Origin of the sequence: Acinetobacter sp. 1542444 (assembly GCF_000581835.1) — a bacterium.
GTDB classification, from domain to species: Bacteria; Pseudomonadota; Gammaproteobacteria; order Pseudomonadales; family Moraxellaceae; genus Acinetobacter; species Acinetobacter pittii.
The window spans coordinates 969,321-985,929 of the sequence record NZ_JEYA01000001.1; the positions used below are offsets into that span (position 1 = coordinate 969,321).

The 16,609-nt window shown below is 39.9% G+C and carries 13 protein-coding genes; 4 read left to right on the top strand and 9 right to left on the bottom strand.

Going from position 1 to position 16,609, the window contains the following annotated elements; all coding sequences use genetic code 11:
• The 8 genes from J580_RS08835 to J580_RS0104085 all read right to left on the bottom strand — a co-directional run bounded on the left by J580_RS08835 (position 1) and on the right by J580_RS0104085 (position 11,908).
• Complete coding sequence (locus tag J580_RS08835) at positions 1-255, bottom strand: MoaD/ThiS family protein (RefSeq protein WP_017480948.1); 255 nt, start codon at positions 253-255, stop codon at positions 1-3.
• On the bottom strand, positions 256-1,296 hold the full coding sequence (moaA, locus tag J580_RS08840; RefSeq protein ID WP_081403566.1) for a GTP 3',8-cyclase MoaA: 1,041 nt from the start codon (positions 1,294-1,296) through the stop codon (positions 256-258). It lies immediately after the preceding gene.
• 229 nt (positions 1,297-1,525) lie between these two features.
• Positions 1,526-3,799 (bottom strand): molybdopterin-dependent oxidoreductase, encoded by a 2,274-nt coding sequence (locus J580_RS08845; protein WP_032003838.1) that lies wholly within the window; start codon positions 3,797-3,799, stop codon positions 1,526-1,528.
• 149 nt (positions 3,800-3,948) lie between these two features.
• Positions 3,949-4,578 carry a molybdenum cofactor guanylyltransferase gene (gene mobA / locus J580_RS08850; protein WP_032003839.1) on the bottom strand — a complete coding sequence of 210 codons (630 nt, stop codon included), beginning with the start codon at positions 4,576-4,578 and terminating at the stop codon, positions 3,949-3,951.
• Positions 4,575-7,355: a nitrate reductase gene (locus J580_RS08855; RefSeq protein WP_032003840.1), complete on the bottom strand. Its 2,781-nt coding sequence runs from the start codon at positions 7,353-7,355 to the stop codon at positions 4,575-4,577. The genes mobA and J580_RS08855 overlap by 4 nt, the downstream gene beginning before the upstream one ends.
• A gap of 18 nt (positions 7,356-7,373) precedes the next feature.
• Complete coding sequence (gene nirD / locus J580_RS08860) at positions 7,374-8,996, bottom strand: nitrite reductase small subunit NirD (protein WP_032003841.1); 1,623 nt, start codon at positions 8,994-8,996, stop codon at positions 7,374-7,376.
• 12 nt (positions 8,997-9,008) lie between these two features.
• Positions 9,009-11,555 carry a nitrite reductase large subunit NirB gene (gene nirB, locus J580_RS08865; RefSeq protein WP_032003842.1) on the bottom strand — a complete coding sequence of 849 codons (2,547 nt, stop codon included), beginning with the start codon at positions 11,553-11,555 and terminating at the stop codon, positions 9,009-9,011.
• Between the two features lie 11 nt (positions 11,556-11,566).
• Entirely contained in the window at positions 11,567-11,908 is a 342-nt protein-coding gene (locus tag J580_RS0104085) for a hypothetical protein (protein ID WP_017480941.1), read from the bottom strand.
• A 384-nt stretch (positions 11,909-12,292) separates the two neighbouring features.
• Between J580_RS0104085 and J580_RS08870 the strand changes: the two genes are divergently transcribed.
• Positions 12,293-12,883: an ANTAR domain-containing response regulator gene (locus J580_RS08870; RefSeq protein ID WP_032003843.1), complete on the top strand. Its 591-nt coding sequence runs from the start codon at positions 12,293-12,295 to the stop codon at positions 12,881-12,883.
• Positions 12,884-13,906 carry an ABC transporter substrate-binding protein gene (locus tag J580_RS08875; protein WP_032003844.1) on the top strand — a complete coding sequence of 341 codons (1,023 nt, stop codon included), beginning with the start codon at positions 12,884-12,886 and terminating at the stop codon, positions 13,904-13,906.
• A 5-nt stretch (positions 13,907-13,911) separates the two neighbouring features.
• Here the strand turns inward: J580_RS08875 and J580_RS23785 are convergent, their stop codons facing one another.
• Complete coding sequence (locus J580_RS23785) at positions 13,912-13,998, bottom strand: hypothetical protein (RefSeq protein WP_081038164.1); 87 nt, start codon at positions 13,996-13,998, stop codon at positions 13,912-13,914.
• A gap of 537 nt (positions 13,999-14,535) precedes the next feature.
• On the opposite strand from J580_RS23785, the gene sbnA reads away from it, so the two are divergent.
• Together sbnA and sbnB are read left to right on the top strand one after the other, a co-directional pair.
• Positions 14,536-15,540: a 2,3-diaminopropionate biosynthesis protein SbnA gene (gene sbnA / locus J580_RS08880; RefSeq protein ID WP_005068826.1), complete on the top strand. Its 1,005-nt coding sequence runs from the start codon at positions 14,536-14,538 to the stop codon at positions 15,538-15,540.
• A gap of 21 nt (positions 15,541-15,561) precedes the next feature.
• A complete protein-coding gene (sbnB, locus tag J580_RS08885) occupies positions 15,562-16,575 on the top strand; it encodes a 2,3-diaminopropionate biosynthesis protein SbnB (protein ID WP_002115662.1) in 1,014 nt (337 codons plus the stop codon).
• The last annotated feature ends 34 nt before the right edge of the window (positions 16,576-16,609 follow it).

Here is a 16,609-nt window from a genome sequence, read left to right on the forward strand (position 1 = left end):
TTAGCCTCCTGCAACGGGTGATAATAAAACCAAAGTACATGGCTGACTTAAAGCTGATTGCCTTGTTATGACATTATCGCCAATAGCGCATGCACATTTTTCCATGGCCTGTGTACATTCCGGATGCAACGAAACAATTTCATTTAAGACATCTTTAACTAAAATATCGGTGGGGAAAACTAACGAAAGATTTTGTGGAAGCAATTTTTCAATTGCACCAAATGATTCGATTTTAATTTGGATAGATTGCTGCATTTATCCCCCAAGCATATGCATACTGATTTTACGGGTTTGTTGATGTTGTAAGGCATGAAAGCCTTTAGCTTTATGCCAGATATATGGATGGACCAAATTCTTTAAATTTTGGATATACATATCGTATTCTGGTGTACGTTGTTTACTTACCAGCGTTTGAAGTTGTGGTTTAATATTTAAACCCTGCGGTGCAAATAAACAGTTATAGAGTTCACCTTGTGCCGTTAGTCGTATACGGTCACATTGATGGCAAAATGAATGAGTAATGGTAGAAATGATGCCTAGCGCGTAGCTATTGTTAAGTAAATATTGGCGTGCTGGCTCATGTTGCTGCTCAATCACTTGTACTGAATAATGTGGTTGCAACGCCTGTAAAATTTCGGCTTCACTCACCACATCTTTATTTGACCAAAGTGCATCACCATCAAGTGGCATGAATTCAATAAAACGTAGCGGAATATGATTGGCGATAGACCATTTCACCATCGGTAGGATTTGATCGTCATTTTTATCTTTCATTAACACGCAGTTAATTTTAAAAGGTAGCCCTGCATCTTTTGTAGCTTGAATACCCTCAAGAACTGGCTCCAATTTTTTCTTGGTCAACTCTTTAAACTGAACAGGATCTAAGCTATCTAAACTAATATTTAAATCATCTAGACCAACATCTTTTAATTGCTGAGCGTATTTTGCAAGATAATGTCCATTGGTGGTCATTGAAATACGCTTTAAACCTAATGCTTTTAAAGCTTGTAAATCGCGAACGAAATGAACAATACCTTGACGCATTAATGGTTCACCACCCGTAATACGGATACTTTCAATACCTTGTTGCACCATAAAACTGCAAAACTGAAAGAGCGCTTCAAAACTAAGCAAATCTTGTTTATTTAGCCATTCAGGATGTTCAGGCATGCAATACACACACTTAAAATTACAGCGGTCAGTTACTGAAATACGTAACTTTCGCTTGATGCGCCCATATTGATCTTGCAAAAGCATTGGGGCAGTTTCAGAGTGATATTGTTTCATTATTTGCACTCATATTGAGAACAGTTCAAATATTGCAAGCACTCATTAAGAGCAATTAAACTTTTAAAATTGCGCCTTAGTAGTGCTTTGATCTTTATTGCAAAATTTGTTCCAATTCTATTTATCATCCATAACTTTTTGGGTTGTATTTGAAATTTCGGCCGTACCGTTTTAGCTCAAACTTTAAAGCTTTACAAAATCAGTGCGGCGTCAACCTTTTATATGCCCTACTTTATTTCTAGCACTTTTCTAAACGGATGGGTACATATTTATGGTACGGCGTTTTAGACAAAGGATCACAATGCTCACCAGAAATGAGCATGTTTAATTGTGGTCCAATTGGTTCCCCACCTTGAAAGCGCATGCCATAACCATGTGGAAGCGAAACAACTCCTTTTCGCATTCCCTCATCAAAATCTACAGTAACCTGAATTTCTCCATGTTGTGAGATACATTTGATTTGATCACCCATAGCTACATTTAAGGCCTCTGCATCTTCAGGATGAATTCGTAAAGCTCCTTCAGCATCTACTTTTCGCCAAGCTGGATCACGGTAAATTTGATTGGCATTATAGCTACGTCGCTCACCTGATAAGAGGATAAAAGGAAACTCTTCTATATTAACGTTATGGCTTTTCAAGCTTGCGAGCTCATTTAACATCTCTGGAATAGCTAGACGTATTTTCTTATCTTTATAAGCAACCAGTTTCCAGATTTCGTCATATTCATGTTGCGATAACACTACGCCTGAACGTTGCTTTAAAATTTGTTCAAATAAACGAACACCTAAAGTTAAAGGGTTACCTTTGTAACCTGCACGGCGCACTGCTTTGGTGTGTAAGACAGCATATTGAATCGATAGTGGCAATAAAAAAGCAACTGAACCAGCTGATTTTTCTAAGTGTTTACCTAAAGTGCGATAGAGAATTGAGGCTGCAAAAGGAATGTATTTTTTATTTCGTGCAAAAGTAAGTCCCAATGCCGATAGGTAAGGTAAATAGGCTGTTTTTTTCGAGTCGACTGAAGCTATTTTTTCTAAAATTGGAAAGCGTTTTGGAATCACCAGCATAGCTTCAAGTAATCGTGTATAAATTTCTGCCTCTGGCAAAGTATTCGTTTGAGCGGCCAATACAGGATGCCTGAGGTGAAAACCATTTTTAGGAAACTCAAGATTAAAGCCAGTAAATTCCCATTTTTCAAACTGGGTATGCGCTGGCAAAATGTAGTCCGCAAGCCTAGCGGTTTCCGTCATGGCAACATCCACCACAACCAACAAATCTAATGCTTTAAATGCTTCCTCATAAGCTGGTGTATCAGGATAAGTTAATAACGGGTTACAACTATCTACAAACACAGCACGAATTCGCTTTTCCCCTGCTTTTAAAATTTCATCGGGTAAAATATTAGGCGGGAAGAACCCAGAAATGGGGAACATTTTATGGTAAACACTACGTCGATATTTAGGCTTTCTTTCATCTGTATCGCTTAAGATTGGAATAAACATAGTATGCAGATTATTGGTACCTTGCTTTCCAAAGTTTCCAGTCAGTAAGTACAGTAGTTTTTCTAAATATCCGTTTAATGTAGTATTTAAAGTATGTTGAATGCCTAAATCAATACGTATACAGCCTTTTTTCGCCTTGGCAAAATCTCGAACGACTTGGTAAATCAAATCGACTGGAACATCAGCTTTAGCAATATAGTCTTCAATTGGAACTCGACTAAATGCTGTTTTTACGTCTTCAAAACCGTGCGTATGCTGCTCAATAAATGCTTCGTCATAAAGCTTTTCTTTAATAATGATCGCAATCATGGCTGACATTAAAAAAGCATCTGTCCCCGGTTTTAGTTGCACATGAATATCAGCTTGTTTGGCTGTTTCGGTAACACGCGGGTCAAACACCACCATAGTTCGGTTCGGATCTTTCTTAATATGTTTTAGCGTGTCTCGGGCGTTGGGAATGCCATGGGCCTGAAAAGGATTTGTTCCAATGAAAAGTACATAGTCGGCATGTTCAACATCTTCTGTGGTATGGCAAGCCTGACTACCGAACAAACGACCATTCAGCCAGAAATCACCCGTTTTTTCTTGGGCAAGTGAGTTGTATGCATAATAACTTTTCATGGCCAGCAAAAGTTGTCGACCATACGCTGCACCTAAATGATTGCCTTGGCCACCGCCCCCAACCGAAGCAAAAGCAGTCCCACCAAAATCATCTCTAATCTGCACTAATCGATCAGCAATTTCTTGTATGGCAACATCCCAACTCACTTCTTGAAATGAACCATCTGGCTGAAGTTTTAAAGGTGTGGTCAAACGGTCTGCGTGTTGTTGGTAGTGTTGTAATCTGGCAGCTTTTTGGCAAATGTAGCCTTGAGAAAATGGATGTTCGGGATCACCTTTAATTTTGACAAACTGGTTATCTTTAATTTCAACACTTAAACCGCAGTTTCTAGAACATAAGATACATGCGGTCACTTCTGTTTTACTTTGCTGAGCTGTGTCCATCATTTTTCTGGCTCCGTTTATTTTTATACATCTAGCTAGAATTAAAATAACAAGTTCCAAAATAGAACTTATATATTAGATAGTCAAGAACGCATCACTTTAAAATTTGTTTATAACATCACTTTAGTTTGTAAATTAATAAAATCTAATGTTTAACTCGCGGTAAATATCTCTTTAAAAGCATTGATTTGTTTATATTGTTGAAGCTCATCCAAAGAGTTAATGCTATGAAAAAATAAGTTTTGTTTTTGAAATACGGCGACTTGTGCATGTAAAAGCTTAAAGCACTCTTTTAAACTTAATCGTTGTTTATCAATTTGCGCTGTTATCGTAAGCAGGCTTTCACGCTTTAATAAGCAAAATGGGTATAAAGCATCCCCATTAATTGAAACATAGGCTGCCTGAGCTTGTTTATTTTTGCGTAGTGCACTGTGTAATTTCGCAACGACTTGCGTAGGTATATACGTCACATCACAGGGAATACACAAAACATAATCTGCTTTTACATGTGACCATGCGCTTTTCATGCCCATAAGTGGGCCGAAAAAACCGGAAGCATCATCTTGAAAACACTTAATATCAGGCACAATACTTTGATAAATCGAATAATCACGATGACTATTTACCCAAATTTCAGATACAGATGACTTTAGTTTTTGATGAATTTTGGATAGTTGCGTATCGCCATCGAATTGCTGCAACAGCTTATTTAAACCATTCATACGGCGGGCTTGTCCACCCGCCAAAATGACCAAATCAGTTACGGGATATCCCTTATTCACACTTCCACCTCTTGTTGGCAAGCTTTAATCAAGCCACGAATCTCAGGTAAACATGAACCACAGTTCCCACCTGCTTTTAAACATGCAGTAACCTGTTTTTCATGGGTAATGTTTTGTGTTTTTATCACGTCGATAATTTTATTCTTACCTACTTTAAAACAACTACACACTAAAGGCCCATCATTATTAGTAGCCGACATTGGCATACCCGCTAGTAAAGCTTTTCGGTGCAAGGCGCTCAAACGTTCTCGTTTAAACAGACTCGCTACCCAATCACGGTCTGGCAATAAATCTGGCGGTGCAATATATAGACTTGCAATTACAATGCCATCTTTCAAAATAACGCTATGGCTCAGTTGTGAAGAGATATCTTCTATGCTTAACCATTCAAAGGTTTCATCGGCAAATGGTAAAAAGCTTTTCAGATTCTTTTGAGTATCGTGAAAAGTTTGGCGGTCTGCAAGTTCATAACGATTGGTTTTCACCATTTTGACTTTGGTCCACCATGCACAGTGATGTAGCGATTCTTGAATCTGCGAATCATATCCTTCACGAATATAGAGCACGCCCTGCCAAGTGGTATAGAACGGCTGAATAGTTACAGGCGTATGTTTGAACTCAGGTTCACCTGAAATTGCATCAACTTCTGGATTAACGACTTTACCAATACGCGCGTCGGATGCAACCTGTTCAGTCCAGTGAATCGGTGCAAAAATTTGCCCACGACGGACACCCGATGAGAAGGTCACACGTAGTACACAACTGCCCCATTTCGAACGAACTTCTACTAAGCCTTGATCACGTACACCAAATTTCAGGGCATCACTTGGATGAATCTCACAGAATGGTTCAGCGCGGTGACTGGTCAAATTTGGTGACAAACCAGTACGGGTCATGGTATGCCATTGATCACGAATACGTCCCGTGTTCAAAATGAGCGGATAATCTTCTGAAACTGCATGTACCGGATCAATTGCAACAGTCGGAATCAATTTTGCCTTGGCATTTTTATGACTAAACTGGCCCTTGCCAAACAATTGTTGAACGGCTTTAGCGTCTTGGTTTTTATCCCATACTGGCCATTGAATTGATTGTAGAGCGTCGTACTCCACAGCGCTCAGATTCATTAAGCCTTTTAAGTTAAAATAACGGAAATTATTACTTTGTTCACGAGCATCTATGTCTGCATTGTCTTGTGCAGATAACGCTGCATGCTCATTGAAAATATCAACGGCAGTGGTGAAATCAAAACCATTAAACCCTAATTTTTTCGCGACTTGGCTAACAGACCACCAGTCTGCTTTTGCTTCACCTGGTGCAGGTAAAAAAGCACGCTGACGTGAAATACGGCGCTCAGAGTTAGTCACAGTTCCATCTTTTTCTCCCCACCCTAAAGCTGGAAGCAAAACATCGGCATAAGCCGTAGTATCGGTATCAGCACAGATATCTGATACGACGACTAACTCGCACTTCTCTAAAGCACGTTTAACTTGATCGGCATCTGGCAGACTCACCACTGGATTGGTTGCCATAATCCAGATGGCTTTAATTTTTCCAGCTTCAACCGCATTAAATAAATCCACTGCTTTTAAGCCAGCTTGAGTTGCAATAAATGGGCTGTCCCAGAAAGTTTGAACAACTTTTTGATGTAGTGGATTATCTAAGTCCATGTGCGCAGCCAACATATTGGCTAAGCCACCGACTTCACGGCCACCCATCGCGTTGGGCTGACCAGTCATTGAAAATGGTGCAGCACCAAGCTTACCAATTTTTCCAGTCAATAAATGACAGTTAATAATACTATTGGCTTTATTTACACCCTGACTTGATTGATTCACACCCATTGAAAATAACGTGATTACTTTTTCAGTCTGTGCAAATTTTTCAAAAAACTGCTGTAATTTATCGAGTGCAATACCTGTACGCTTTGCCACATATTCAATATCGGTTTCTGGCTCGCTGCTTGCCAAAACTTCTTGTAAACCTTCGGTATAAGTCTCTACAAAGGCCTGATCGGCATGACCATTTCTATATAAATATTGAAATAAACCATTAAACAATGCGACATCTTGACCTGGTAAAATCGGCAAATGTAAATCGGCTTGTTCACAGGTACTGGTAAAACGTGGGTCAATTACCACCACAAACATATCTGGATTTTGGCTTTTAGCCTGCATAATCCGCTGATACAGCACAGGATGGCACCATGCGGTATTGGAACCAACCAAAACCACCATATCTGCATGTTCAAAATCTTCATAACTTGCAGGGACAAGATCTTCACCAAAGCTACGTTTGTGACCTGCCACCGCAGATGACATACAAAGGCGCGAGTTGGTATCGATATTTGCAGTGCCCAAATAGCCTTTTACAAACTTGTTCACCACATAATAGTCTTCAGTCAAAAGCTGACCAGAAACATAAAATGCAATGCTGTCACGACCATATTGATCGATACAAGATTGGAATTTATCAGCAATTTTATTGATTGCCGTATCCCATGTCGTTACCACCCGATCAGCTTTGCGCCCCATCATTGGTTGTAAAACACGTGTTTCTAACCCTAAAGTATCCGCAAGACGGCTACCTTTGATACATAAGCGTCCAAAGTTGGAAGGATGCTCAGCATCCCCCTCAACTTGCACCACAGGTCCTTGAGGTTTTTGTTGGACGTTTACGCTAACACCACAACCTACACCACAATATGGACATGTTGTTTTGATTGTTTTTGCAACATGATCGGAGCTATCGACTTCAACGCTTGGAATACTATTCATAACTGCTCCTTTGCCTATTTAGCCTGCATTTTTTAATGCAAAATCTCGACCAAATAGCAGTTTATTTCTAAATGAAGAAACAGGTGTTTGGTCTGCAATTAACTCTGCATACCACATGCCATCTTCAGTATCACCAAACAGTACTGCACCGATTACCCGATCGCTTTGAATGATAATACGCTTATAAATCTGGCGTTTTTCATCGTTCAGGATAATGTCTTCATAATCATCTTTCGGCTCAAAATTACCAGCCGAAAATACATCGACACCACTGACTTTTAACTGAGTCGGTACAGTGGGTGCTTTAAAAGTTAAGCTGCCGTGTTCAGCCAAATGGGTCGCGCAAATAAAAGCTTGACCCCATAGTGGTTCAACCAAACCAAAAGTTTGACCACGGTGTTCAATACACTCACCCACCGCGTAAATACTTGGGTCAAATGTTTGCATGGTATCATTCACTAATACACCACGATTGCAACGTAAACCAGCACTTTGTGCCAAAGCAATATTTGGACGAATGCCCACAGCAAATACCACAAGGTCAGCATCTAAGACCGTGCCATCTTTCAAACGGATTTGTTTGACATGACCATTTTCATCACCAATTAACGCCTCTGTATTGGCTTCGGTAATAATATGAATGCCTTTTTGCTCAATACTATGACGAAGTAACTGACTTGCACGCCCATCAAGTTGACGTTCCATAATACGGTCCATCAAATGCAATACTGTGACATTCATACCGCGTTGTTTTAAACCGTACGCTGCTTCTAAACCAAGTAAACCACCGCCAATCACCACGGCGTTGGTTTTTGAACCGCAGTATTCAATCATGGTGTTGACGTCATAAATATCGCGGAAAGTTAACACACCCTTTAAGTCGACACCCTGAACTGGTGGAATAAATGGTGCCGAGCCTGTTGCCAGAATTAAACGATCATAATCCACTGTCTGACCTTTTTCGGTGTAAACCACTTTACGTGGGCGATCAATTTTTACGGCTTTATCACCGGCAATAAATTTGATGCCTTTATCGCTATACCACTTTGGTGGGTGCAGCATAATATCTTCAATGGTTTTTTCGCCTGATAAAACCGGAGACAACATAATGCGGTTGTAGTTACCCCAAGGTTCCTCACCGATCACTGTGACTTCATAACGGTCTGGTGCCATATCCAGTAAATCTTCTAGACAACGCATCCCTGCCAAACCATTCCCGATCAGCACCAGTTTAAGTTTGTCTTGTGATACACCTGTATTGGTAATATAAGTTTTCTGCGGCACCGCATTGACCCAAACACGACCATCAACAATTCTGCTCGGGTAAACCGCCAATTTTTGGTCTTTATCTTCTAAACAACGGCCCGTAGCTAAACTGAAATGTTGTTTATAGATTGGCGATGCAATGACACGCTCACCTTGTAAATCACCAATAATGCCGCGGCTCATCACATTCGCTTGGCTAAATGGATCTTTATTACTCAGCACGTAAACACGTTTTTCATGTCCTACACGAAAAATTGCTACCGCTTGTCCACCCACTAGCGCACCCGCGCCAGTGTTTGGGGTTAAATCATCGAGTGCACACACATCAATCCATTGATCATCAGGAAGCATATTTTTGTCTTGTACAATATTCATAGAAACTCTCCTTTATGCTTCAACCATTGGAATACGGTCTTCTGAACGTTCAGCTTCAGTTAATGGGCGAATTTGACCACGTTCAGTTGTAAATTGAATGTGTGGATCGGCCTGTTCATTTGCTCCTGCGTTGATATACGTTTGGAAGCGTTTACGAACTTCAGGATTTTCCACCGCAGTACGCCATTCGTCTTGATATGTGCCAATAATGTGTTCCATACGGCGCTCAAGCTCGGCAGCCAAACCAAGTGAATCATCCACCACTACAGATTTAAGATAATCTAGACCACCTTCCATGTTGTCGCGCCATACACTGGTACGTTGTAAGCGGTCTGCGGTTTGAATGTAGAACATATAGAAACGGTCGATATAACGGATGAGCGTTGCTTTATCAAGGTCAGATGCAAGTAATTCAGCATGACGTGGTTTCATACCACCGTTACCACAGACATAAAGGTTCCACCCTTTTTCGGTCGCGATAATACCAACGTCTTTACCTTGTGCTTCCGCACACTCACGAGTACAGCCAGACACTGCCATTTTTAATTTATGTGGTGAACGCAAACCTTTGTAGCGGTTTTCAAGCTCAATCGCTAAACCAACGGAATTGTCTACCCCGTAACGGCACCATGTGCTACCCACACACGATTTCACGGTACGCAATGATTTACCGTAAGCATGACCAGACTCGAAACCAGCAGCATTTAACTCTTCCCAAATGAATGGAAGCTCGTGAACTTGCGCACCGAACATGTCAACACGTTGACCGCCAGTAATTTTGGTGTATAAGTTATATTTCTTCGCAATTTGACCAATCGCGATTAAACCATCTGGAGTCACTTCACCACCAGCCATACGCGGTACAACCGAGTAAGAACCGTCTTTTTGGATGTTACCCAAATAGTAGTCATTACTGTCTTGTAAGCCTGCATGACTTGGCTCAAGTACGAAATCGTTCCAGCAAGATGCCAGAATATTTGCGGCAGCAGGCTTACAGATATCGCACCCTAAACCATGACCATGTTGATGAATCAAATCATCGAATGTCTTAATTTCATTGACACGAACCAAGTGATACAACTCTTGACGCGAGTACGGGAAGTGTTCGCAAATGTGGTTATTTACAGTCACACCTTGACGTTGCAACTCTGACTTCAACACTTGTGTCACTAATGGTGCACAGCCACCACATGCTGTTGCTGCTTTGGTGCATTTCTTTAATGCACCTAAAGAGGTCGAACCATCGCTAATTGCTTGGCAGATGTCTGCTTTTGATACGTTATTACATGAACAAATGGTCGCGCTGTCTGGAAGTAAATCTACACCGCTACCACCAGACTTACCTGCTGATTGTTCAAATCCAGGCATAATCAAGCTTTCAGGTACTTCCGGTAAAGCTAGACCGTTTAACATCATTTGTAAAAGGTCATTGTATTCTTTGGCATCACCCACCAAAACTGCGCCCAGCAATTTGGTTTTATCTGCATTTACAACAATCTTTTTATAAACCAGCGCATGCTCATCTGCATAGAAATAGCTTAATGCACCCGGAGTCATGGCATGAGCATCACCTACAGAGGCAACGTCCACCCCCATCAACTTCAACTTGGTGCTCATGTCTGCACCGGCGAAGCAATTACACTCTTCATCTAAAATGTGTTTTGCTGCAATACGCGCCATGTCATAGCCCGGTGCAACCAAACCATAAATTTTATTTTGCCAAAGCGCACATTCACCAATCGCATAAATATTGGTGTCCGACGTTTGGCAATAATCATTAATGACGATACCGCCACGCTCACCAATCGCCAGACCACTATTGCGTGCAAGTTCATCACGTGGACGGATCCCCGCAGAGAATAAAATGACATCTGCTTCAAGCTCGCTACCATCTGCAAATTTCATTACATGTGTAGTGCTGTTTCCACATTCGATAGATTGTGTCGCTTTTTGTGTATGAACTTTTACACCAAGGTCTTCAATTTTACGGCGTAAAACTTTACCGCCCAAATCATCAATTTGAACTGCCATTAAACGTGGCGCAAACTCAACAACATGTGTTTCTAAATCTAAATCACGTAAAGCTTTTGCAGCCTCAAGTCCAAGTAAACCACCACCAATCACTACACCTGTTTTTGCATTAAGACTCGCTGCACGAATCGCGTCTAAGTCTTCAATCGTACGGTAAACGAAGCAGTTTTCACGGTCATTACCCGGAATTGGTGGAACGAATGCATACGAACCAGTTGCCAACACCAATTTGTCATAGCTAATGACATCACCATGATTGGTTGTGACTGTTTGTGCAGCTGTATCAATTGCAGTTGCTTTGGTATTTAGACGTAAGTCAATGCCATGAGCATCAGCAAAGTCAAAACGTGCTAAAGATAAATCTTTTGCTGATTTCCCAGAGAAATATTCTGTCAAATGTACACGGTCATAGGCGATACGTGGTTCTTCCGCGAGAATCGTGATTTCCAGTTCATCATCTGCTTTTTCTAAAATGGCTTCGATGAATTTGTGGCCCACCATACCATGACCAATCATTACCAATTTCATAGTGTTTCTCCTCAAATCACGTTGCTTTTAAGCTGCGTTATTGCGTTCTCAAATAGACGTTGTTTTTTTGCCTTGTGTTCTACCGAGAAGCGAATCAATCTCACAAAGCATGTAGCTGCTTGGAATCCATTTTTCCCACTCGTTAATGACACCCAGTGCACAGCAAAGTCATAAAAAGAAATAAAAAAAGCGAGCCCCCCCATAGAGAAGGCTCGCATCGCTGGAACTGAAAAATTAGATAATTCAGATGTAACTTTTTTATGCAATAAAAATAAAGACATGGCCTTCACTCCGACTGAACGTAAATTCTTTGTGTGCACAGTTGCACTCACAAATTCGATCAGAACGGACATCGTTGGCCGTCTTTAAAACTTATGGTCGTCTTCGACCTGTAATTAAGTAAGCATTTTGCATGCCAATCCTTATATAAATTTAATTTAAAAATTTTTTATTTTTAATTTCATATAGATATAATTTCGCCAGCTATCTTATAAAAATAATGTCTTATTCTATTTGCCCCATCGCGGTACACTTAAATGGTTAAGATAAAAATATGTCTTGCCACAAAATGAATCGTATTTTTGCACCAAGACTGACCACATTAATTCTTTAGCTCGCTGAAATGCCACTTAAACTGGATTTTTTGTTTAGTTTTGGATGGCACTAATCTTGCTTAAAACCTGATAACAAAAAACGCGTCGAATTGGCGCATTTTCTTAGCCTGATTTTCTGAACTTATGCCAAAACTCAAAATAGCCCTTATTGATGATGATCATGCGCGAGCAGACTATATAAGAAAAAGTCTGCTTGAAAATGATTTTGAAGTGGTCGCTTGTCTTACTTTGGACCATTTAAATATTTTTCGTCTCGAGCATTTACAAGCCGATGTGATCTTGCTCGATATGGATCATCCTCATCGTGACATTATTGAAAGTTGTGTGAGTAGCTATGACCTACCGACTGTCCTGTTCACTAAAAATTCAGATAAAGACACCATCAAACAAGCCATCGATGCGGGAGTAACTGCTTATATTGTAGATGGCATAGATCCTGTCCGCTTACATACCATTTTAGAAATCTCGATTGAGCAATATAAAAAACACAAAAAACTCGAAGGTGATTTAAAAGAGGCTCAAACAAAACTGGCTGATCGTAAAGATGTTGAAAAGGCCAAAGTGTTACTCATGCAACTCCACGGTCTGCCTGAAGATACAGCTTTCCAACTTCTTAGAAAAAATGCCATGAGTCACCGTATAACGATTGGAGAAATGGCACGGCGGTTACTTGATGCCCAAAAATTACTCAACAATCAACTAAAGGATGAATAAATGAGCACATTAGAAAAGACTCAATTACAACTCGGCTATATTCCTTTGCTTGATTGTCTTGCATTGCTTTGGGCAAAACAAAGAGGCTTCTTTGAGGAAGTCGGTTTAGACGTCACTTTAGTTAAAGAAGCATCTTGGGCAAGTCTTCGAGACCGTCTTGCTTTTGGTCTATTAGATGCAGCGCATTGCTTATCTGCAATGTTACCTGCGGCGGCTGTCGGCACAGATCAAATTGGCACGCCACTACAAACATCACTCGTTTTAAGTGAAAACCGTGCTTTCATTAGCTTAAGTCAAAAACTTACTCATCAACTTGCAATTCAAAAAAATGATACGGCTCAAGTAACAGCGCAAAAAGTGGCAGATTATCTCGAACAAGGTCACTCCATTTCTTTAGCGCATGTATTTAAGCATTCTATTCATCATTATTGTTTAAGAGAGTGGCTCGCTTTAGCAAACCCTGAACTTGCTCAATCTATCCAGCTCAAAACATTACCGCCACCTTATATGGTTGAAGCATTAGACAAACATGTGATTGATGGTTTTTGTGTAGGAGAACCTTGGAATACTCAAGGCGAGCTTCTGGGTTTAAGTAAAATGATTTGCTCAAGTCAAAACATTATTCCACCTGTGGCTGATAAGGTTTTAGCCATAACTCAAGAATGGGCTGAACAGCATCCACAAACACTGGTTGCACTCACCACGGCAATTATGAAAGCCCAACAAGAATTGAGTGAGTTAGACGATTTTGCTCCAATTTTAAAATTATTAGTCGAGTTTGGAATTGTGCGCTTCCATTGTTCAGAAGAAGTACATGTCGACAAATACTATATGATTCAGGATATTGTCCGTCATTTAGTAAAAGAAAGTACACTTCCAAAAGTAGAAGACTTTTATTGGCTGCTCGAGCAAATGCAAAAATGGGATGAACTTCAACTCGACCAAGCACAAATCACAAGCTTGGGTGCTCAATGCATTAATCTTGAGGCATATGAACAAGCTAAACAACACTATCGTTCATAACTTTTCTACTTATTAAATCGCCATAAAAAAAAGCTGTCTTTTATGACAAAGACAGCTTGAAAGACCCATAAGACAAAATGCGAAACACGCATTACTATATTTTCTAGGCTCAACTGATCCGTTGAAAATATAGCGCTTATGGAAATGATCATATCTATCTAAGCGTATCATTTTCAGACATTTTCATATCAATAACTGCCACTTGATCACTTTCAGTTCATTATTCAAAGCATCTTAAGTCAGTCTTTAAATACCTCTCTCTTCTTTAAGCCTTAAATCTACCCATGCTCACTGCAGAATAGTGATGCATCAATTACGCGGGTGAGGTCATAAATTTCATTTTATTTCTTCAAAATAATTTCTCGCATCTGTCTTAATTAAATTATTTTTTTTAGCTCTAAAGTAATTTATTGCCTATGTCATTATATTTAAAAAGATTTATTTATTAATCCTTTTGTAAAACTTAAATATTACGATTCAAATAATTAGATAAAAAAAATTAGTGAAAAATCCTCTAAGTCCCTCCTGTTTTTAGTTACAAACCGCAACAATCATGGCACAAATGGTAATAATAATTTAATTAATAATCATTATCATTCACACCACATAAAAACCTGAGAAGATCTACCATGATCCATGAAAATATTCTCGACTGCATAGGTAAAACGCCACTACTACAATTATCAAGGCTATTCACGCATCAATCGATCTCAGTGATTGCGAAAATGGAATTGTTAAACCCAGGAGGAAGTATTAAAGACCGTCCGGCATTATTCATGCTACAGGAAGGCCTGAAATCTGGAGTGATTAATAAAGATAGTCATATTGTTGAAAGTTCATCAGGGAACTTAGCGATTGCGCTTGCAATGGCCTGCAAAATATATGGATTAAAATTTACTGCCGTTATTGACCCGAAAATTGCCTCAGCAAACTTACAAATGTTGAAGCTCTACAAGGCCAATATCGAAATGGTCTCTGAAAAAGATCAAAACGGCGGTTATTTAAAAACCAGAATTGACACTGTAAAACGACTCTGCCAACAGCTTCCAAATGCTGTTTGGATTAATCAGTATGCAAACCCAAATAACTGGAAAAGCCATTATTTTGGAGAAGCAGAAGAAATCCTAAATCAAATTGATCGCAAGATTGATTACCTCGTGATTGGGGCAAGTACCTCTGGCACGATTATGGGCGTATCTCGTCGCCTTAAAGAAAGATTTCCAGAATTAAAAGTGATCGCAGTCGATATCGTCGGCTCTGTGTTGTTCGGTGGCACATCTGGTCCACGCGAAATTCCTGGGATTGGTGCAAGTACAGTCCCACCGCTACTCTCCCCCGATGAAATTGATGATGTCATTTATGTAGATGACTATGAGTCGGCACTCGGTTGCAGAGAACTTCTTGAACACGAAGGAATCTTTGCTGGCGGTTCAAGTGGCTCATCAATTTCAGCCATCAAAAAACTGATTCCAACCATTCCTGATGGATCGTGCGTCTTAACACTGTTGCCCGATCGTGGCGATCGTTATCTCGATCTGGTTTATGAAGATGAATGGTTCGAAATGATCAAGAAGCGTCACTTCAATCGAAACTTACGACGCCAAGAAAACCTTACTTTACAAAATGTTGTTTAACCTTCTCCTTAGGAAATATTCATGAGCAATTTGGCTACCCTTCGCTATTTAAGTCAATCAGATTTATTAAATCTTGGCGCAAATCATAGTAATTCATTTATTGAAGCGATTACTGAAGGTTTAACCCTGCATGCAAATAAACAGTTTGTACAACCTTTAAAACCCTATCTTCGCTGGCAAGGTGCAGACCATATTGCTGACCGTATTATTGCAATGCCTTGTTATTTAGGCGGCAACGACCCGATTGCTGGAATCAAATGGATTGGTTCAAGACAACATAACCCTAAAAAATTCAATATTCCGCGTGCCAGCGCACTGATTGTTTTAAATGACTCAGAAACAAATTATCCAGTTGCAGTGATGGAAGGCAGCTTAATTAGTGCCATGCGAACTGCGGCAATTACTGGTGTTTCAATTAAATATCTAGCAAAAAAAGACTTTTCAGACATTACTGTAATTGGCTGCGGACCAATTGCTCAAATGCAGATTAAGACTGTGCTTGAACAATATGCTCAAGTGAAAAAAATCCATTTATTTGATGTGAACCCTGAAGCAGCTGAAAAACTCAAAGCATTGTTTTTATCAGAATATCCGAATCTAGAAATTGAAATTCATGACAGTGCTAAGTCTGCAATTCAACAAGCTGATGTCCTCATTACCTGCACAGTCTCAGATAAACCTTACATTCCATTTGAGTGGCTTAAAAAAGGCTGCTTTGTTTCAAATATTTCAATTATGGATATCGAGCCTGAAGTCTTCTTAAAAGTCGACAAAGTGATTGTAGATGACTGGGACCAATCAAACCGAGAAAAGAAAGTCATCAACGTGCTGGTTGAAGATGGCTTATTCAGCCGTGAAAAACTACATGCTGAACTTGGCGACATCATTATTGGTCATAAAAACGGCCGCGAACACGAAGATGAAATCATTTTGCTCAACCCAATGGGCATGGCGATTGATGACATTGTCTGCGCTAAATGGTTCTTCAATGCCGCACAAGAACAAAATGTTGGCACGGTTCTACCGCTTTTATAAGAATAGGAATTACTAAAATGTTAGATCGGATTTA